At 67.6% G+C, this 17,485-nt stretch carries 19 protein-coding genes; 12 read left to right on the top strand and 7 right to left on the bottom strand.

The window, feature by feature from the left end:
- Positions 1 to 11 precede the first annotated feature (11 nt).
- Positions 12 to 899, top strand: coding sequence for a sulfurtransferase (locus tag E6N53_RS05250; protein WP_142857493.1), 888 nt, complete (start codon positions 12 to 14; stop codon positions 897 to 899).
- Positions 900 to 910: 11 nt separating this feature from the next.
- Here E6N53_RS05250 and E6N53_RS05245 read toward each other — a convergent pair whose 3' ends face one another.
- Positions 911 to 2,608, bottom strand: coding sequence for a cbb3-type cytochrome c oxidase subunit I (locus E6N53_RS05245; protein WP_142858463.1), 1,698 nt, complete (start codon positions 2,606 to 2,608; stop codon positions 911 to 913).
- 295 nt (positions 2,609 to 2,903) lie between these two features.
- Complete coding sequence (locus E6N53_RS05240; protein WP_142857491.1) at positions 2,904 to 3,500, bottom strand: conditioned medium-induced protein 4; 597 nt, start codon at positions 3,498 to 3,500, stop codon at positions 2,904 to 2,906.
- 113 nt (positions 3,501 to 3,613) lie between these two features.
- Here E6N53_RS05240 and E6N53_RS05235 point away from each other — a divergent pair, with 113 nt between their 5' ends.
- From E6N53_RS05235 to E6N53_RS05195, 9 genes are all read left to right on the top strand, one after another.
- Positions 3,614 to 4,198, top strand: a complete 585-nt coding sequence (locus E6N53_RS05235; protein ID WP_142857489.1) for a biotin transporter BioY — start codon at positions 3,614 to 3,616, stop codon at positions 4,196 to 4,198.
- A gap of 4 nt (positions 4,199 to 4,202) precedes the next feature.
- Positions 4,203 to 4,904 carry an energy-coupling factor ABC transporter ATP-binding protein gene (locus E6N53_RS05230; RefSeq protein WP_142857487.1) on the top strand — a complete coding sequence of 234 codons (702 nt, stop codon included), beginning with the start codon at positions 4,203 to 4,205 and terminating at the stop codon, positions 4,902 to 4,904.
- A gap of 12 nt (positions 4,905 to 4,916) precedes the next feature.
- Positions 4,917 to 5,624, top strand: coding sequence for an energy-coupling factor transporter transmembrane component T family protein (locus tag E6N53_RS05225; RefSeq protein WP_142857485.1), 708 nt, complete (start codon positions 4,917 to 4,919; stop codon positions 5,622 to 5,624).
- Positions 5,625 to 5,675: 51 nt separating this feature from the next.
- Positions 5,676 to 7,778: a (Fe-S)-binding protein gene (locus E6N53_RS05220; RefSeq protein WP_142857482.1), complete on the top strand. Its 2,103-nt coding sequence runs from the start codon at positions 5,676 to 5,678 to the stop codon at positions 7,776 to 7,778.
- A 119-nt stretch (positions 7,779 to 7,897) separates the two neighbouring features.
- On the top strand, positions 7,898 to 8,359 hold the full coding sequence (locus E6N53_RS05215) for a hypothetical protein (RefSeq protein ID WP_142857479.1): 462 nt from the start codon (positions 7,898 to 7,900) through the stop codon (positions 8,357 to 8,359).
- A complete protein-coding gene (locus E6N53_RS05210; RefSeq protein ID WP_142857477.1) occupies positions 8,356 to 9,195 on the top strand; it encodes a PASTA domain-containing protein in 840 nt (279 codons plus the stop codon). Before E6N53_RS05215 ends, E6N53_RS05210 begins: the two co-directional genes overlap by 4 nt.
- Positions 9,196 to 9,513, top strand: a complete 318-nt coding sequence (locus E6N53_RS05205; protein ID WP_142857475.1) for a hypothetical protein — start codon at positions 9,196 to 9,198, stop codon at positions 9,511 to 9,513.
- Between the two features lie 136 nt (positions 9,514 to 9,649).
- Positions 9,650 to 10,210 (top strand): hypothetical protein, encoded by a 561-nt coding sequence (locus tag E6N53_RS05200; RefSeq protein WP_201741080.1) that lies wholly within the window; start codon positions 9,650 to 9,652, stop codon positions 10,208 to 10,210.
- A gap of 60 nt (positions 10,211 to 10,270) precedes the next feature.
- Positions 10,271 to 10,924, top strand: coding sequence for a hypothetical protein (locus tag E6N53_RS05195; RefSeq protein ID WP_142857470.1), 654 nt, complete (start codon positions 10,271 to 10,273; stop codon positions 10,922 to 10,924).
- A 199-nt stretch (positions 10,925 to 11,123) separates the two neighbouring features.
- Here E6N53_RS05195 and E6N53_RS05190 read toward each other — a convergent pair whose 3' ends face one another.
- A complete protein-coding gene (locus tag E6N53_RS05190) occupies positions 11,124 to 12,191 on the bottom strand; it encodes a zinc-dependent alcohol dehydrogenase family protein (RefSeq protein ID WP_142857468.1) in 1,068 nt (355 codons plus the stop codon).
- A 178-nt stretch (positions 12,192 to 12,369) separates the two neighbouring features.
- Complete coding sequence (locus E6N53_RS05185; protein ID WP_142857466.1) at positions 12,370 to 12,822, bottom strand: ferritin-like domain-containing protein; 453 nt, start codon at positions 12,820 to 12,822, stop codon at positions 12,370 to 12,372.
- A gap of 199 nt (positions 12,823 to 13,021) precedes the next feature.
- On the opposite strand from E6N53_RS05185, the gene E6N53_RS05180 reads away from it, so the two are divergent.
- Positions 13,022 to 13,552: a cupin domain-containing protein gene (locus E6N53_RS05180; RefSeq protein ID WP_142857464.1), complete on the top strand. Its 531-nt coding sequence runs from the start codon at positions 13,022 to 13,024 to the stop codon at positions 13,550 to 13,552.
- 330 nt (positions 13,553 to 13,882) lie between these two features.
- On the opposite strand, the gene E6N53_RS05175 is transcribed toward E6N53_RS05180, so the two are convergent.
- The 3 genes from E6N53_RS05175 to E6N53_RS05165 form a co-directional block, all read right to left on the bottom strand.
- Entirely contained in the window at positions 13,883 to 15,046 is a 1,164-nt protein-coding gene (locus E6N53_RS05175) for an acyl-CoA dehydrogenase family protein (RefSeq protein ID WP_142857461.1), read from the bottom strand.
- A 357-nt stretch (positions 15,047 to 15,403) separates the two neighbouring features.
- Positions 15,404 to 16,111, bottom strand: coding sequence for a type 1 glutamine amidotransferase (locus E6N53_RS05170; protein WP_142857459.1), 708 nt, complete (start codon positions 16,109 to 16,111; stop codon positions 15,404 to 15,406).
- A gap of 80 nt (positions 16,112 to 16,191) precedes the next feature.
- Entirely contained in the window at positions 16,192 to 16,962 is a 771-nt protein-coding gene (locus E6N53_RS05165; protein WP_142857457.1) for an alpha/beta fold hydrolase, read from the bottom strand.
- Between the two features lie 153 nt (positions 16,963 to 17,115).
- Between E6N53_RS05165 and E6N53_RS05160 the strand changes: the two genes are divergently transcribed.
- Entirely contained in the window at positions 17,116 to 17,463 is a 348-nt protein-coding gene (locus tag E6N53_RS05160) for an SHOCT domain-containing protein (RefSeq protein ID WP_142857454.1), read from the top strand.
- The last annotated feature ends 22 nt before the right edge of the window (positions 17,464 to 17,485 follow it).

Here is a 17,485-nt window from a genome sequence, read left to right as displayed (position 1 = left end):
ACACCGAACCGATGAACGCACACGAACCCTCCCACCCAGCGGACGTCCTCGTCTCGCCCGAGTGGGTCGCCGACCGACTCGACGAGTTCGAGCGCGACACACCCGACTACCGCCTCGTCGAAGTCGACGTCAACCCCTCCTTCTACGCCGAACGACACGCCCCCGGGGCCGTCGGCCTCGACTGGCAGACTGACCTCCAGAGCGGGCGCTGGCGCGACATCCCGACGCCGGAGGAGTTCGCCCGGGTCATGGGCGACCACGGCATCGCGAACGACACCACCGTCGTCGTCTACGGCGACAACGCCAACTGGTTCGCCACCCACCTGTACTGGCAGTTCAGCATCTACGGACACGACGACGTCCGGGTGATGGACGGCGGCCGCGAGTACTGGCTGGAGCACGACTTCCCGACGACCGACGAGGTTCCCTCGTTCTCGTCTGTCGAGTACACCGTCGCCGAGCCGGACGAGTCGGTCCGGGCGTTCCGCCACGACGTGTACGAGGTGCTCGACGACGCCGACGACAGCGACTCCGAGGACACGACACTCATCGACGTGCGGATGCCCGAGGAGTACCGCGGCGAACTCATCGCACCCCCGGGGATGGACGAGACGGCCCGACGCGGCGGTCACATCCCGGGCGCGCTCAACGTCCTGTGGGCCGACAACGTCGGCCCCGACCGACGGTTCAAATCACCCGCCGCGCTCGCGGAGCTGTACGAAGGACACGGACTCGCGCCGGACGACCCGGTCATCACCTACTGTCGCATCGGCGAGCGCTCCTCGATTACGTGGTTCGTCCTCCACGAACTGCTCGGGTACGAACGAGTGCAGAACTACGACGGGTCGTGGACCGAATGGGGGAACATGATCCGCGCGCCCATCGAGACCGGCGAGTAAGTCGAGGCCGCTCAGGCCGCGTCGTCTCTGTCCTCGCCGCCGTCGGCGAGGGCCGTCGCGCGCCGGCGTTCGAGCCACTCCCACTCGGCCGTCTTGAGGCCGTAGTCAGCGAGGTTCCACGGGTCGCCGTCCTCGATGCGCCGCCCCTCGGTGTACGACTGGACCATGTTGAACAGCCAGACGAGTTGGGCGACGGTGATGAAGACCGCACCCAGCGTGGCGGCCTGGTGGAGCGTGGCGAACTCGGGGAGGTAGGTCGCATAGCGCCGCGGCATGCCGCCGTAGCCGAGCAGGATCATCGCGAAGAACGTCACGTTCGTCCCGACCATCGAGAGCCAGAAGTGCGCCTTCCCGAGCGTCTTCTGGTACATCCGCCCCGTCGCCAGCGGGAACCAGTAGTAGATGCCGGCGAAGACGGCGAACACCGTCCCGCCCATGAGGAAGTAGTGGAAGTGACCGACCACGTAGTAGGTGTCGTGGAGGAGGATGTCCACCGGGATGGAGGCGAGGAAGACGCCCGTCACGCCCCCGATGATGACGTTCGAGACGAAGCCGATACAGAACAGCATCGGCGTCGTCAGTCTGATCTTCCCGTTCCACAGCGTCGTGATCCAGTTGAACGTCTTCACCGCGGTGGGTATCGCAATCGCCAGTGAGACGGTCATGAACGAGGCGCGGAGGCGCGGGTCGATACCCGTCGCGAACATGTGGTGCGCCCAGACGCCGAACGAGAGCACGCCGATGGCGAGCGTCGAGTAGACGACGAACTTGAACCCGAACAGCCGCCGGCCCGCAAAGCGTGGCATGATGAGGCTCACGAGCCCCATCGCGGGCAGGATGAGGATGTACACCTCGGGGTGGCCCCAGAACCAGAAGAGGTGCTGCCAGAGGATGTACCCACCCTCGACGGAGAAGAACGTCGTGCCGAAGTTGCGGTCCATGAGTAGCATGAGGATGGCGCTGCCGAGCAGCGGGAACGCGAAGAGGACGAGACCGGACTGCGTGAGGACCGTCCACGAGAAGATGTCGAGGTTCGCCCAGGAGACCTCCTCGGCGCGCTCGGTGAAGATGGTCGCGATGAAGTTGATCGCACCCATCGTGACCGAGACGCCCGAGAGGTGTAAGCCGAGCAGCATCAGGTCGACGCCGGCGTTGGCCTGGTTACCCGACCCGACGCCCGACGACAGCGGCGTGTACATCGTCCACGCGGTCTGTGCCGGAATGAGGTCCGGGATGGGAAGGAAGCCGGCGAAGACGAGAACCGCAGAGGGCGGGAGGAGCCAGAAGGCGATGGCGTTGATGCGCGGGAACGCCATGTCGTCCGCGCCGATGATGAGCGGGATGAGATAGTTCGCAAAGGCCGCGAGGATGGGCGTCCCGAACAGGATGAGCATCGCGATGCCGTGGCTCGTGAGCAACGAGTTGTAGAACGTGTTCGACAGCAACGTCATCTGCCCGTCGAGGAGTTCGACGCGCATGACCATCGCCGCGCCGCCGGCCCACCCGAAGATGGCCACGGAATAGACGCCGTAGAGGATGCCGATGTCCTTGTGGTCGACCGTCGTGAGCCACCGCAGGAGTCCGGACGGTTTCTCTGACGAGTACGTCTCCGAGACGCGGCCGCTCCCGGCCGCTCCGCTCGACGACGCCGAGCGCCAGTTCTCGAGGCGGGAGACCCACGCCGCGACGCCGACGAGGAGCGCTCCCATGACGAGGGTGAGAATCACCTGTGAATCCATCGTACGATGGGGTACGGATACGCACCCATAGGGCCCGGGTTGTCGCAAGCCAACCCCGCTTTCGATTCGCACCGCAGGGCTCGGGCAGGGGAGAGTAAGAGAGGCGTGGTAACACACATCGTCGCGACGGCAGCGTACGGGTCACGCGACGACGTTCGTCCTGACGGCCGGTCGCCCCCTCGGTATCGTGGCGACGGTCGTCGACGTCGTGGCGGTGTACGGTCACGACAGCGTCGTCGGCGTCCCGCTGGACGCTGCGGCGAGACTAGAAGGAGACGTCCGTCTCGAGGTCCTCCGTCGCGTCTTTCAGCCCGTCACGCCGCGCGTCGGAGGCGAGACGGGTCGAGAGGTCCTCGTCGGTCAGGAGTTCGGCGAACTCGTCGCGGAACCGGTGACTCGCGCGTGTCGCGGCGACCCGACTCGTCTGGGCGAGATACGACTGTCGGACGACCGTCGGGTCGGCGTCGACGGCCGTGAGGCACTCGTCGAGCGAGGCGTCCGCGACGACGAGCCGGTGAACCCGGTTGTCGACCGGCGTCCGGTCGGCGTCGGTGACGAGGTGGAGGTCCATGCGCGCCGTGAACACCTCGTCCTCGGTGACGTCGAGGTCGCTCGCCAGGTCGGCGTCCGTAGCGTCGGCGAAAAAGCCCCTGAGGACCGTCACCAGCGCGCTGGTTCCGAGCGACGACCGGAACGAGAACCGCTCGCGCATCGTCTCGACGAGGGACGCGAGTCGCTCGTCGGAGGCGTCGCGCTCCGCACCCGTAATCGACCCGCGTCCCGCCTCCTGGCGCTCGGTGACAGTGTCGGCACCCGTCGCCTCGACGAAGAGGTCGCGGAGTTCCTCGGTCTTCTCGTCCATCGGGGGGGAGATACAGGCGGCGCGGCCAAAAGCCTGCTGTCGCCGTCCGCCTGTGAGTCGGCACTGTGTCAACCGAACTATTCAAGAGGTTTACGAGGCATCGTCGCACACAGATGTCGGCGAACACAGAGTCTGTCGAACTGGTCGGCGACGAGGTCGTCGGGAACGTCGCGCGGGCGGTCCTCTTCGCCGCCGCCACCGCGGCGACGGCGCCCGTCGACCTCGTCCACCCGCTCGCACCGAACGTGCCGATCACCCTCCAGACGCTCTGGGTCTACCTCTCGGGCATCGTGCTGGGGCCGATCTGGGCCGGGTTCGCCTTCGTGCTCTACATCCTCGCGGGGCTCATCGGCCTGCCCGTCTTCGCCGGCGCGAACGCCGGCCTCGGTGTTCTCCTCGGCCCCACCGGTGGCTTCCTCGTCGGCTTCCCGCTCGCCGCCGTGACTATCGGCGTCGTCATCCACGGGTTCGACGGTATCGACCCGCTCTCGCAGGTCCCCATCAGCCGGATGGTCGCTGGCCTCGTCGTCGGGAGCGCCGTCGTCTACGCCGCCGGTGCCGTCGGCTTCTCGCTCGTCCAGAGCGTCGGCCTCCTCGCGAGCGTCTCGGCCGTCGTCGTCCCCTTCCTACCCGTCGCGGCGCTGAAGATGGCCGCCACGGTCGCCATCGTCCGCAGCGACGCCATCATCGCACGGTGACACCGTGATTCAGGTCCGAAGCCTCACCCACCGCTACGGCGACGGGTCGGTGACGGCGGTCGACGACGTCTCGCTCACCGTCGACGACGGGGAGTTCCTCGTCCTCGCGGGGCCGAACGGCTCGGGGAAGACGACACTAGTTCGACACTTCAACGGCCTTCTCGACCCCGACTCGGGGAGCGTCGCGGTGAACGGTCGCCCCGTGACGGACGACGTCGTCGCCGCGCGAACGGCGGTGGGGATGGTGTTCCAGGACCCGCGGGACGGCTTCGTCGCCGCCACCGTCGGTGCCGACGTGGCGTTCGGTCCCGAGAACCTCGGCCTCGACCGCGCGGCGGTCGAGCGCCGAGTGGACGACGCGCTGGCCGCCGTCCGGTTAGACGGGAAACACGACGCCCGCATCGAGACGCTCTCGGGCGGTGAGCGCGAACGGGTCGCCATCGCGGGCGCGCTCGCGATGGACCCCGACCACCTCGTCCTCGACGAGCCGTTCACGGGACTGGACTGGCCGGCCCGACAGGCGGTGCTGGAGCGCCTCGAGGCCCTCCACGAGTCGGGACGGAGCGTCGTCGTCGTCACGCACGACCTCCGCGACGTCGCGGCGTTGGCCGACAGAGTCGTCGTCCTCTCCGGGGGACGGGTCGCCCTCGATTCGCCGACCCCCGACCCGGAGCGCCTGACCGAACTGGGCGTCCGCCCGCCCTGACACCACCCTCGGATGAGCCTCTCGTACGTCGCGGGCGACTCGCTCGCCCACAGACTCGACCCCCGGACGAAGCTCGCGGTCCAGGCGGGCTTCGCCGTCGCCGCCGTCGCCCACACGACACCGGAGGGACTGCTGGCCCTCTCGGCCGTCACCCTGCTGTTCCTCCGCCTCGCGTCGACGCCCGTCGTAGCGAGCCTCCGGTCGTACCGCGCTTTCCTCCCCTTCCTGGTCGCCGCGCCCGTCGTGGAGGCGCTGACGCTCGGCGCGCCGTGGGTCGTGGTCGACGACGCGGTCAGACCCGCGCTGGCCTCCTACCGCGTCGTCTTGCTCCTCTTGGTGTCGACAGCGTACATCCGCACCACACCCGTCCGCGAGTCCCGCGCGGCCATCCAGCACCTCCTGCCGGGCCGCCTCGGCGTGCTGCTGGGCGCGGGCGTCGGCCTCGTCCTCCGATACCTCCCGCTGATGCGTCACGACCTGCGGACGATTCGGAGCGCGATGGCCGCCCGCCTCGGCGACCAGCGCTCGCTGTACGACCGGGTCCGCCTCGTGGGCGTGACGGGGCTCCAGCGGGTGTTCCTGCGCGCGGACCGCCTCTCGTTGGCGCTGCGCGCCCGCTGTTTCTCGTGGAACCCGACGCTGCCACCGCTCGCGTTCACCCGACGTGACTACCCCGTGTTGGTCCTCTCGCTCCTGTTGGCGTCGACGGCGCTGCTGTGAGCCACCCGACGCAGCACAACGGTTAACACACCTCCGGACCCGGGATTTGGTATGCTACTCCAGACGGTGACCCGTGAGACGTTCTGGACCATCGGCCCGGTCGGCGAGGCCGTCTTTTACTTCCTCGCTGCCGTCGCGGTGCTCGTGTTCTCCTACGGGGTGTACGAGCGGTTCGCGCGGTACACGAAGGGGACCGCCGACCCCTTCGAACGCCTCGACGACCTCCCCGCCCGAATCAGACGCGCGTCGCGGCTGCTCGTCTCGAACGAGGCGCAGTTCGACCGCGACATCTACGCGGGCGTGATGCACGCGTTCATCGTCTGGGGCTTTCTCACGCTCCTCATCGGGACGACCATCCTCGCCATCGACATCGACATCTATCGGCGGGTCACCGGCGAGTCGTTCTTCGTCGGCGACTTCTACCTCTCGTACTCGCTGGTGATGGACGCGCTGGGGCTGCTGTTCGTCGTCGGCGTCGGCATGGCCATCTACCGGCGGTACAGAGTGAGAGAAGAGCGACTCTGGGGCAAGCACACCGGCTTCGAGGACGACGCGTTCGTCTGGACCCTCTTCGCACTCGGCGTCGGCGGCTACGTCACCGAGGCGCTCCGCATCGTCGGCACAGACTTCCCGCCGTTCGAGACCGTCTCGTTCGTCGGCTACTTCGTCGCGGGCGTCTTCGCGGCCGGAGGGATGTCTGCCGGACTGGCGGAGACGCTCTACACCTGGGCGTGGTGGTCGCACGCCATCTTGGCGCTCGTGTTCGTCGCCGCCATCCCCTACGCGAAGCCGTTCCACATGCTCTCGTCGTTCGCCAACATCGTCACCCACGACGAGAAGGCGGGGCTGCGACTCCCGAAGGTGCCCGAACACCTCGCGCCCGATGAGATCGGGTACACCTCCGCGGCGGACTTCTCGTGGCGACAGATGCTCGATATGGACGCCTGCACCAAGTGCGGGCGGTGTTCGTCGGCGTGTCCCGCGAAGGCGTCGGGCCGGAACCTCGACCCGCGCGACGTCATCCTCGACCTGAAAGCCTATCGTGAGTCGGTCGACGCCGGCGGCGAGGAGGTGGACATCATCGCCGACGGCGGCACCTCGGTCATCGCGTCGGAGTCGATGCGGTCCTGTATGTCCTGCATGGCCTGTATGGACGCCTGCCCGGTCGACATCGAGCACCTGACGCACTTCACGGAGATGAACCGCCGACTCACCGAGACGGGCCAGCAACCGGAACAGGTCCAGGAGGCGATGATGAACGTCTTCCAGAACGGCAACGCCTTCGGCGACCCCGCACGGAAGCGCCCCGACTGGGTCTCTGACCTCGACTTCGAGGTACCCGACGCCCGCGAGGAGTCGGTGGAGTTCCTCTGGTACGTCGGCGACTACCCCTCCTACGACGAGCGCAACCAGCGGGTGGCGAAGGCGCTGGCGCGTATCTTCCACGAATCCGGTGTCTCCTACGGCATCCTCTACGAGGACGAAGCCAACGACGGGAACGACGTCCGGCGGGTGGGCGAAGAGGGCCTGTACGAGATGCTCGTCGAGGACAACGCGGGGGCGATGGCCGACTGCGACTTCGAGAAGATCGTCTGCACCGACCCCCACTCGTACAACACGTTCGAGAACGAATACCCGGAGATGGCAGCCGAACTCGGCGTCGAGTTCGACTACCCCGTCTTCCACTACACGCAGGTACTCCAGACGCTCGTCGGGGACGGTCGGCTGAACCTCGGCTCGGTGGACCGGACCGTCACCTACCACGACCCCTGTCACCTCGGGCGGTACAACGGCGTCTTCGAGACGCCGCGGGACGTCGTCCGGGCGACCGGCGCGGACCTCGTCGAGATGCCGCGCAACCGCAAGGACTCGTTCTGCTGTGGTGGCGGCGGCGGCGGCCTCTGGCTCGACCAGGACGAACACACGAAACCGAGCGAGGAGCGCCTGCGGGAGGCGACCGAGGACACGGAGCGCGTGCCCGAACAGTTCGTCGTCGCCTGCCCGATGTGTGCGACGATGTACGAGGACGGGCGGAAGACCGGTGGCTTCGAAGACGAGTTGGAAATCGTCGACGTGTCGGAACTCGTCGTCGAGGCGCTCGACGCGCGGGCGGGCGCGAGCAGTGCAGGGACGACGCCCTCGGCGGCGGACTGACCCGACCCCGACGGTCCCCTTCGAGAGGTGACGTGGAACCGCCACGGGACCTCACCGACGCGTGAACGGCGAAACACGCCGACGGTAGGGTTATGCCCACGTACGTTAATTGAATTGACATGCCGGACGGTGTAGAACGGATTACGCGCCCGCTCGGGAACGTCGTTCGTGACGTGGGGCTGGCAGTCGCCGAGGGGCAGCAGGCGCTCGACGAGGCGCTCGACAGGACGTACCGCCGGGAGGGCGACGACGGGGTGCTGGACTGGGGGACCCCGTGGTACCGCTTCGCGGAGGTCGAGGTCGACCTCCAGCTGTACGTTTACACGCACGAAGAGGAGGAGGGCCTGGACGGGGCGTCGGACCGGATGCGACAGGTCGTCGAGGAGAGGAGGAACGTCGCGGAGAGACCGCCCCGGTACGGCCTGACCGCCACCCCGGCGACGCCGTCGGGGTCGACGCTCTCCGAGCACGAGACGGGCGGAGCGAGCCGAATCCACTTCCGCATCGTCCCCGTCACACCGCCGGCCACCGTCCAGCGCGACACGACCGACGACGAGAACCAGGAGACGGTGACGGGATGAGCGGTCGCGACACGCTCGCCTGTCCAGTGGAGCGGCGGACCGACGGTGGTACCGGCGAGGGCGTCGACGACGGGAGCGACGAGAACGACGACGACGGCCGTGACGACGGCGGAGGCGGGTGGTTCTCCCGACTGTTCCCCGGTCGGGACGAACGAATCCGGTCGCTCAGGCGACAGCTCAGGCAGGCCGAGGGCGAGACGGAGGACCTGCAAGCGGAGGTCGAACGACTCCAAGACCGGGTCGAGGAACTCGAGACGACGGAACGGGCGCTCAGTTCGGAGAACGAGGCGTACCGGGAACGGCAGTTCGCGTTCGACGCGTTGCTCGCGAGCGTCGGCCGGTCGTTCAGACGGGCGAACGCGGACCTCGAGGGACAGGACGTCGCCGTCGGCGACCTCGACGTCACGCTCCGTGCGGACGTCTCCGGCGGGGGGACCACAGACAGCCTCAGCCTCCGCCTCGTCGACCCCGACGAGGAGGTCGACCCCGACCGACTGAGCACGGTCTCGTTCAGCGTCGGCCGACGCGGACGGTTCCGTCACTACGGGGGGGCGGGCGCGCTGACGCGGGGTGCGGGAGGTGGCTTCATGACGACCGACCCGTCGAGCACAGACGAGGCACCGGTGCCGAGCGGCCCGCCCGTCGAGGTGCCGACCGTGCTCGGTCTGTCGGCCGAGGAAGCCGTGGCGGAACTCCGCGCGGCGGGGTTCGACGTCCACACGGAGGACGAGAGCGCGGGCGACGGCACGGTCGTCGAGCAGTGGCCACGAGCGTTCGCGGTCGCGCCGAAGGGGTCGAGCGTCGTCGTCATCGTCGACGACGAGGAGGCCTCGTAGGTGGAGTTCGCCGACCGGTTCGGCGCGACGGTCGACGTCTCGACCACAGCCGCCGGGGTCGGACTCTTCCTCGTGTTCCGCCGGCCGTGGGTCGACCACGCGGTGTTCCGGCGGACCGTGGCGACGGCCGTCGGTGGGCCGGAGCACGTCCGGCTAGACGCGCCTGGCGGCTATCTGGTCGTCGCGACGGCGTACGAGACCGCACAGGCGCTCCGCGGACACCCGATGGTCGACCACGTCGGCGGCGTGACGGTCGACCCGGCGCGACTACCGACACCGACGGTCGAGAGACTCGACGAGACCGAGAGCCACCAGTAGCCGGAGCGTCCGTCCAGTGGATGTCGGCGAGGCGGTGTTTCTCGCAGGACATGATGTTTCGAAAATTGGTATCGTCTCGTATGTCGTAAGAACAGATATGTGTACACCTGACATACAGAGTGCGAGGTAACGAATAATGTCAGTCGGACAAGAGCTCCTCGACGTGCCGCTCCCGTCGATGGTGGCCAAACTCGGACTGGGTATCGCGGACGCACAGCGCGCGCTCGACGACAACTCGATACAGACGCTGGCGGCGATGGCAGGTGCCGATCCGGTCTCCGTCGTCACCAACGTCGTGAAGACCATCGAGGAGGAAGAGGACGATAAGGGTAAGAAGAAGCCCAAAATCAACTTCGTCGAACACACGAGCGAGATGACGCCGTTCCAACTGGGGCTGATGCCGGCGTTCTACCAGTTCAGCGAGGCGACCATCGACGTGAAGATGGACATCAAGACGACGACACAGACGGACACGCGCGTCAGCGTCGGCGCGGAGGCGAAGGCCGGGTGGGGGCTGTACAGCGCCAGCATCAAGACCGACGTCGAACACAACCGCAAGTTCGGGAAGGAGGTCAACGGCACCAGCCACCTCGTGACGAAACTCGTCCCGGTGCCGCCGCCGGAGCGGATCGAACCGGAGTTCGAGACCATCGACCTCCGCGAGAAAGACGAGGACGAGCCGGAGGAGGATGACTGAAGCAGCGACGGCAGCGCGGGTAGCCGTGACGGTCGGGTTCCCGGGGGGTGACTGAGGCCGATGTCGGCCGACGAGAACCCCCGAGAACTCCTCCGCCGAATCGACGAGGTCGACTTCCGCGACCTCATCTACGGGATGGCCGAGAGCGTCTCCGAGGCGCAGGTCGAACTCGACCGGAACCTGGCGGCGACGATGGTCGAATTCGCCGAGACCGAGGTGGACGTGGTGCCGCAGGTCACGCGGACCATCGCGGAGGACGGGACCGTCACCTACGACTCGACGAAGCGGGCGAAGCGCTCGCTGCTCGATCTCGGGCTCACGCCGACACGCTACCAGTTCAGCGAGGCGACCGTCGACGTGGCGTTCGACCTCTCGTTCGCCGTCGGCGGGACCGACACGGCGGACGAGACGGGGAGGTCGCGGCTCCGCGCCGACACGCGCGAGGCCCACCACCAGCGGCGGTACTACGGCGAGATCGACACGACGGCGAAGATATCCGCGCGACTCGTGCCGGTGCCGACGCCCGCAACACTCACCCCGGCGACGGTCGAACCGACGGCGGAGTCGGCCACGGACGCTGACGCCGACGCGGAGACCGATGTCGACGCCGACGTGGATACCGATGCTGACGCTGACACGGAGACGGGCGCGACCGCCGAGCCAGACGAGACGGACGACGAGTCCAACGACGGCCACCGCTACTCGACCCGGTGAGACGGGGTCGGGGCGGAGCGAGCGCCACGACGACTCGACGGCGGTTCTCCCGACCGCACCGGTGGTGTCGAGACACCCCGTGGCCGCCGTGGTCCCGACGGCCGCGTCGCTGGCGAGTACCCACCGTCTGGCGGACGTTTCAAAAGATGACCGGGACGGTGGTGGCAGCGTCGTCCTCGGGACCGCGGACCGCGGGCGGTCAGTTCGAGAACTCGGTGCAGACCGGGATGCCGATGGTGTCGTAGTCGCTCATGGCCGCGAGTTCGTCGGGCACTTGGTGGATGTCGATGGTGTCCTCGACGAGCGCGGTCGGGTCGAGCTTGCTGGATTCGATCATGTCGAGCATCTCGCTGTACCGCGAGGGCTGGAGGCCGAGCGAGCCCTTGAAATCGATCTCCTTGGCGACGAACTCGTCGGTCGGGAGCGACACCATGCCCTGCTCCTCGCTCGTCGTGAGGCCGATCTGGACGTGAGTCCCGCCCTTCCGCAGGCTGTTCACCGCGTTCTGACACGTCACCGCGATGCCGAGCGCGTCGGCGGAGACGTCGGCCCCGCCGTTCGTGATGTCGCGTACCTCCTTGGCGGGGTCGTCCACCTCGTTCGCGTTGACCGTCGCCACCGCGCCGAGTTCCTCGGCCCGGTCGAGTTTCTCGTCCATCAGGTCGACGCCGATGACGTTCCCGCCGAGCGCGTTCGCGATGTGCACCGCGGAGAGGCCGATACCGCCACAGCCGTGGATGACGACGTCGTCACCCGCGCTCACGGGTGCGCGGTGGGCCATCGCGTGGAACGAGGTCATGAACCGACAGCCACAGCCGGCGGCGGCGGCCGCGTCGATGCTGTCGGGCAGCGGCACGGCGTTGATGTCCGCGTTCGGGATGTGGACCTCCTCGGCGAACGCGCCGGGTGCCTGATTCATGAAGCCGAGTCCGACGTGGTTCTCACAGATGTTCTCACGTCCGTTCCGACAGAGGTCACAGGTGCCACGCGCGAAGTTGAACGGGATAGCGACCTCCTGTCCTTCCTCGACGTTCTCGACCTCGTCACCGACGGCGACGATGCGGCCTGTGGGTTCGTGCCCGAGGATGTGAGGCGGGTCGGGCCGATAACCGAACCAGTCCCAGTCACCCTGCCAGCAGTGCCAGTCGGACCGACAGACCCCACAGCCGATGACCTCGGCCACAGCGCCGTGTGGCTCGGGCTCTGGGCGGTCGACCTCCTGGACTCCTAACGGTTCCTGGAATTGCTCTAGTACGACTGCTTGCATCGCGACTGTTGGCTACGTCTGAGATGGTAAATAATTATGTTTCTAGGTAAGCATTATGGGAATACATAAATAATTGTCATGTATGCGGGCGGCGGCAGTCACGCGAGTGTGTTGGGTCGTCGGGAGGAGCGGTGAGAAAAGTCGGTGACGTGAGAGCGGTCAGCGGCGCAGAGGTACGCTACTCGCGCTGGTACTCTTTCTTGTATCCGCGGAACTCGGTCCGGTGTGCCTCCTCGTCGGCGAGGATGGTCACGGCGAGGTCCTCGGTCACGGGGTCGTCGGCGTCCTCCGCGGCCGTGATGAGGGCGCGGTAGGTGGTGATAGCGTCTTCCTCGGCGTCGAGGACGCCCTCGATGACCGAGAGGACGTCGGTGGAGTCTTCCGGCGGCTGGAGTGAGTGCTGGTTCGCCTCGAACTCGGCCGACGCGGGCGGGCGCTCGTCGAGCTGCTTCAGCCGCTGACCAAGCTGCTCGGCGTGACCGAGTTCCTCTTGGATGTCGGTCTGGAGCGACTCCTTGATCTCCTCTGCGCGGACGCCGTCGAGGACGATAGCGTTCGTCATGTAGTTCATGACGGTCTCGTGTTCGTCCTGGTACGCCTTGCGGAGAAGTCGGGTAACCTCTTCGGACATACCTTAACATCGTTCGCTGCCGACAAGAAGGTACGGACGGCGGCAGCGTTGGAGGCGTTCGCGTGGTCGAGACAGTCACAGTATCGGTGGGGTTCGGCGCGGGAATCGTCGCCGGCCTGAGCGCCGCGAGTGCCGTGAGCGCCGAGGAGACACACGACAGCCCCGACGGACCTTTACTGGTCGTCGCCGACGTCCGCCCATGGAACCAGTCGACGAGGACTCACTCGAGTGGAGCGAGACCGACCGCGGGGCGACGGCCTTCCGCCGAAAGCAACTCGGCCGGGCGGCCGGCGGCGAGCAGCTCGGGGCCAGCCTCTACGAACTCCCGGGGGGAGCGCGCTCGTGGCCGTACCACTACCACACCGGCAACGAGGAGGCCATCTACGTCCTCTCCGGCGAGGGGACGCTCCGCGTCGGCGGCGAGGACGAGTGGACGCGCTACCAACTGACAGCGGGCGACTACGTGGCCCTACCGGCCGGCGCAGAGAGCGCCCACCAGGTGACGAACGCCGACGTGGACGCGGCCGGAGACGACCCGGACGACGACAGGCCACCGCTGCGGTATCTCGCCGTCTCGACGATGAACGACCCCGACGTCACAGTCTACCCGGACTCGGAGAAACTCGGCCTCTTCGCCGGGGCCGCACCCGGCGGCGACTCGAGCGAGCGGGTCGTCGACGGGTACTATCCGCGCGATGCGGCGGTCGACTACTGGGAGGGGGAAGAGTGAAGCCCGCCAGGGCCGGCGCTGACGAGCGATGGGGGGAGACGACCGCTTGTGTGAAAAGGAGGAACTGAGACGTGGGGGGAGAGGGGGGGGGGAGTTCCCACGCAGCTCCTCGTTTCGAACATTGTGAGTTGGGGTGAATTATGTTTCGGTATCGGCGAGCGGTTGCGTGTTCTGCCGGCCACGAGCGGCACAGCAGCGACCGGAGGCTCGACGGGAGGGGGCGGGGAGCGGCGGCCGAAGCCGGACGGTGGTCGAGACGCGCCGTGACCGCGTGTCTCGAAGGCCGCCGTCCCGCGTGCTCACCGCGGTTGCGGCGGGCCGGAACCGAACTTACTCGAAGGCTGCGATTCCGGTGAGTTCGTGCCCGACGATGAGCGAGTGGATGTCGTGGGTGCCCTCGTACGTGTACACGGTCTCGATGTTCGCCAAGTGGCGCATCGGCGAGTAGTCGCGCGTGATGCCGTTGCCGCCGAGCATCTCGCGGGCCGTCCGGGAGGCGTCGCGGGCCATCGCGACGTTGTTGCGTTTCGCCATCGACACCTGCGCGGGGGTGAGGTCACCGCGCTCTTTCAGCTCTGCCAGACGGTACGCGAGCAACTGGGCGGTGGTGATGTCGGTCGCCATGGTCGCGAGTTTCTCCTGCTGGAGCTGGAACCGCGCGATCGGTCCGCCGAACTGCTCTCTGTCCAGGGCGTACTCGCGGGCCGTCTCGAAGCAGTCGCGGGCCACGCCGACGGCCCCCCAGGCGATACCGTACCGCGCCTGCGTCAGACACGACAACGGGCCTTTCATCCCCTCGACCCCCGGGAGGACGTCTTCCTCGGGGACCCAGACGTTCGAGAGGCCGATTTCGCCCGTGATCGACGCACGCATCGAGAGTTTCTCGTCGATCTTGTTCGTCGTGACGCCGTCGCGGTCGGTCTCGACGAGGAAGCCGCGCACAGGGGTGCCCTCCGCGGAGGTGTCGCGTGCCCACACGACGGCGACGTCCGCAATCGGTGAGTTCGTGATCCACGTCTTCGAACCCTGGAGTCGGTAGCCGTCACCGTCTCGTTCCGCTCGGGTCTCCATGCTCGACGGGTCCGACCCGTGCTCGGGTTCGGTGAGCCCGAAGCAGCCGACTGCCTCGCCCGTCCCCAGGTCCGGAAGCCACCGCTCTTTCTGTTCGTCGGACCCGTAGGCGTGGATGGGATACATCACGAGCGCGCCCTGGACGCTCGCCGCCGACCGGACCCCCGAGTCGCCGGCCTCCAGCTCCTGCATCAACAGGCCGTACGCGGTCTCGCTCACGCCGGGGAGGCCGTACCCTTCCAGGTTGGGCGCGAAGAAGCCGAGTTCGCCCATCTCGTTGATGAGTTCTGTCGGGAACGTGCCGTTCTCGAAGTGCTCACCGATGTCGGGGCGCACCTGCTCGTCGACGAATCGACGAGCCGTGTCGCGAATCATCCGCTCTTCTTCGTCAAGGTCAGCCTCCAGGTCGACGTAATCGAGCATACTGGGTGTCTGCAGGCTCAGGTCAAAAGCTTTCGTGGCGGTCGTGTCATCCGGGCGGTCTGTCTCGCGGTCGTCGAGGGCGGTCCGGCACGAGGCCGAGCGCAGTGGCGCTGCGCGCGACTCGTTCCACCGGCGGTTCGGTCGCACCCCTGTAAGCGGCCGCTCCGGCTCTGTCCCGCCACCCTCGGCGAGCGGTCGTCGGCACTACCGAGGGTTCATGTACGAGAACGGAACCACCGCAGTGCATGCGCTGAGGTGTACCGCAGGGCGATTCGCGAGAGTGCGGTGTGCCGCCCTGCGCTCGAACCGCACCGCCAGTTCGCCAGTCGACGGTGACGAGACAGCCGGCGCGGCCGCTCAGTCCGCGGCTGCCGGCGGACCGTCACGGACGCCGCGCACGTAGGCGACGAAGTTCTCGAAGAGCTGTTTCGCCTCACACGCCGCGGCGTACCGTTCGTCGGTGATGCCGTCGACGACGGCGCGGATACGCTCGTCGGAGAGCTGTCCGTCCTTCCCGCGGGTCACAGATTCGGCAGTCGCGGGGTCGTACTCCGGGTGGAACTGCACACCGAAGGCGTGACCCTTCCGGAAGGCGTGGATGCCGTAGTCGTTCTCCGCGAGGAGCGCCGCTCCGGGCGGGAGTTCGACGACGTGGTCCGAGTGGGTCGTGAAGGCGGTGAACGACTCGGAGACGCCGTCGAAGAGGTGACTGCCGTCGACGAGTTGTATCTCTCGGTAGCCGATTTCGTACTCGCCCATGTCGGCAACGCGACCGCCGAGGGCCTCCGCGAGCACCTGGTGGCCGTAACAGACGCCGAGCATCGGGAGGTCACGACGGGCGGCCTCGGCCGCCCAGTCGAGGAGCGAGCCGATCCACGGCTCGTCCCAGTAGACGGAGGCGCGCGAACCGGTGATGACGACGCCGTCGTAGTCGAACGTCTCCGGCAGTTCGCACTGCGTGACGTCGAACTCCGCGAGGGAGGCGTCGAGTTCACGTCGGAAGTTCCGGCGGGTGTGCGGCTCGCCGTGAGAGGCGTCGAGGAGTGCGAAGCGCGGTCTGTCCATCAATCGTTCATTTCAACGTGAGCGACTCAAAAAGAGGTTGCGCTCGGACTGACCTTTGCCGTGCTCTCAGTCACGCGGGCTCAGGAGTCCGAGTGAGCTTCGACGTGCCCGACGAGCCGGTCGTTGACGAGGCGTGACCGCTCGACGCCGACGAGGTGGCCGGCCTCCTCGTACGCGACGAACTCCCCACGGGGGAGGTCCTCGGCGAGCGAGCGCGCGCCGTCGACGGGCCACTGTGCGTCTGCGGTGCCGTGGACGACGAGTGTCGGCGTCGTCACCTCGTACAGCGGCGGTGGTTCGTACCCCTCCAGCGCCGCGGTCTGTGCCCGCCACACGCGTTCGGGGGCGTCTTCTTGGGCACGCCACGTACCGATCTGTTCGATCACCTCCGGCTGCTCCGCACGGAACGCCTCCGAGAGGAGCCGCTCTGTCGACGCGCGAAGCGCCGCCCGGTCGTCGGGGGCCGCGAAGGCGTCCATCGGTGCTCCCGTGAGGCCGGAACCGACGGCCGTGAGGCTTCGGACTCGCCCCGAGTCGTGAGCGAGCGCGAGCGAGACGACCCCACCCAGGCCGGCACCGACGAGATGGGCACGGGAGACGTCGGCCGCGGCAAGGACTGCTTCGAGGTCGGCCGCGAGGTCGGCCACGGAGTACGGTCCCGGTGGCGCGTCAGAGCGTCCGACACCGCGGTGGTCGAAGACGATCGATTCGAAGGGCCCGACGACGGCGCGGTGCTGCCAGCCCCACTGCCAGGAGCCGAAGCCGACGTCGCCGACGAACACGACGGTGTCGTCACCGGCTCCCGTCGCCTGGTAGTAGAGGGAGACGTCACCGTTGTGCGCGAAGGGCATGAGCGTCGGTACGGACCGGACGCGTCTCTACGTTCCGGTCCCGGTCGGCGAGAGAGGACAACGGCAGGTACCCGGCCGATTCCCAGACTGTTGGAAACACGCTCGGGACTTACCTTCTGACAGCGGTCAGTAGTGAATAGAGGTGACACGCTCATGTACTCACTCGACACACTCACCGCCCTCGCACAGTGGGGGCCTCACCCCGGCCCGCATCCCGGCCCACACGCACCGATGGGACCGGGCGGCGGCGGTGGATTCGGGACGGGGATGGCGGGGGGAACCTGGGGAGTGGGCGGCGGATTCGTCCTGACGCTCGTACTCTTGCTGCTGCTCGCCGCGGTCATCGTCGGGGTGGCGTACCTCCTATCGACGCGAATTCGGACAGAAGACAGCCGTGACGACGACGCGCTGGCCGTACTCAAGCGGCGCTACGCCCGTGGCGAGGTCGACGACGAGGAGTTCGAGCGGCGTCGGGGCCGCCTCGACGGCGGCGTGTCGTGAGCGTGGTTCGGCGACGGCGACC

This window comes from Salinigranum halophilum (assembly GCF_007004735.1).
Classification (GTDB): Archaea; Halobacteriota; Halobacteria; order Halobacteriales; family Haloferacaceae; genus Salinigranum; species Salinigranum halophilum.
Note: the sequence above shows the minus strand (reverse complement) of the source record. Positions and strands in the feature narration are given on the sequence as shown.

Coding starts and splice junctions, on each gene's coding strand:
- E6N53_RS05250 (WP_142857493.1), top strand. CDS start 12: ATGAACGCACACGAACCCTCCCACCCAGCGGACGTCCTCGTCTCGCCC.
- E6N53_RS05245 (WP_142858463.1), bottom strand. CDS start 2,608: ATGGGAGCGCTCCTCGTCGGCGTCGCGGCGTGGGTCTCCCGCCTCGAG.
- E6N53_RS05240 (WP_142857491.1), bottom strand. CDS start 3,500: ATGGACGAGAAGACCGAGGAACTCCGCGACCTCTTCGTCGAGGCGACG.
- E6N53_RS05235 (WP_142857489.1), top strand. CDS start 3,614: ATGTCGGCGAACACAGAGTCTGTCGAACTGGTCGGCGACGAGGTCGTC.
- E6N53_RS05225 (WP_142857485.1), top strand. CDS start 4,917: ATGAGCCTCTCGTACGTCGCGGGCGACTCGCTCGCCCACAGACTCGAC.
- E6N53_RS05220 (WP_142857482.1), top strand. CDS start 5,676: ATGCTACTCCAGACGGTGACCCGTGAGACGTTCTGGACCATCGGCCCG.
- E6N53_RS05215 (WP_142857479.1), top strand. CDS start 7,898: ATGCCGGACGGTGTAGAACGGATTACGCGCCCGCTCGGGAACGTCGTT.
- E6N53_RS05210 (WP_142857477.1), top strand. CDS start 8,356: ATGAGCGGTCGCGACACGCTCGCCTGTCCAGTGGAGCGGCGGACCGAC.
- E6N53_RS05200 (WP_201741080.1), top strand. CDS start 9,650: ATGTCAGTCGGACAAGAGCTCCTCGACGTGCCGCTCCCGTCGATGGTG.
- E6N53_RS05195 (WP_142857470.1), top strand. CDS start 10,271: ATGTCGGCCGACGAGAACCCCCGAGAACTCCTCCGCCGAATCGACGAG.
- E6N53_RS05190 (WP_142857468.1), bottom strand. CDS start 12,191: ATGCAAGCAGTCGTACTAGAGCAATTCCAGGAACCGTTAGGAGTCCAG.
- E6N53_RS05185 (WP_142857466.1), bottom strand. CDS start 12,822: ATGTCCGAAGAGGTTACCCGACTTCTCCGCAAGGCGTACCAGGACGAA.
- E6N53_RS05180 (WP_142857464.1), top strand. CDS start 13,022: ATGGAACCAGTCGACGAGGACTCACTCGAGTGGAGCGAGACCGACCGC.
- E6N53_RS05175 (WP_142857461.1), bottom strand. CDS start 15,046: ATGCTCGATTACGTCGACCTGGAGGCTGACCTTGACGAAGAAGAGCGG.
- E6N53_RS05170 (WP_142857459.1), bottom strand. CDS start 16,111: ATGGACAGACCGCGCTTCGCACTCCTCGACGCCTCTCACGGCGAGCCG.
- E6N53_RS05165 (WP_142857457.1), bottom strand. CDS start 16,962: ATGCCCTTCGCGCACAACGGTGACGTCTCCCTCTACTACCAGGCGACG.
- E6N53_RS05160 (WP_142857454.1), top strand. CDS start 17,116: ATGTACTCACTCGACACACTCACCGCCCTCGCACAGTGGGGGCCTCAC.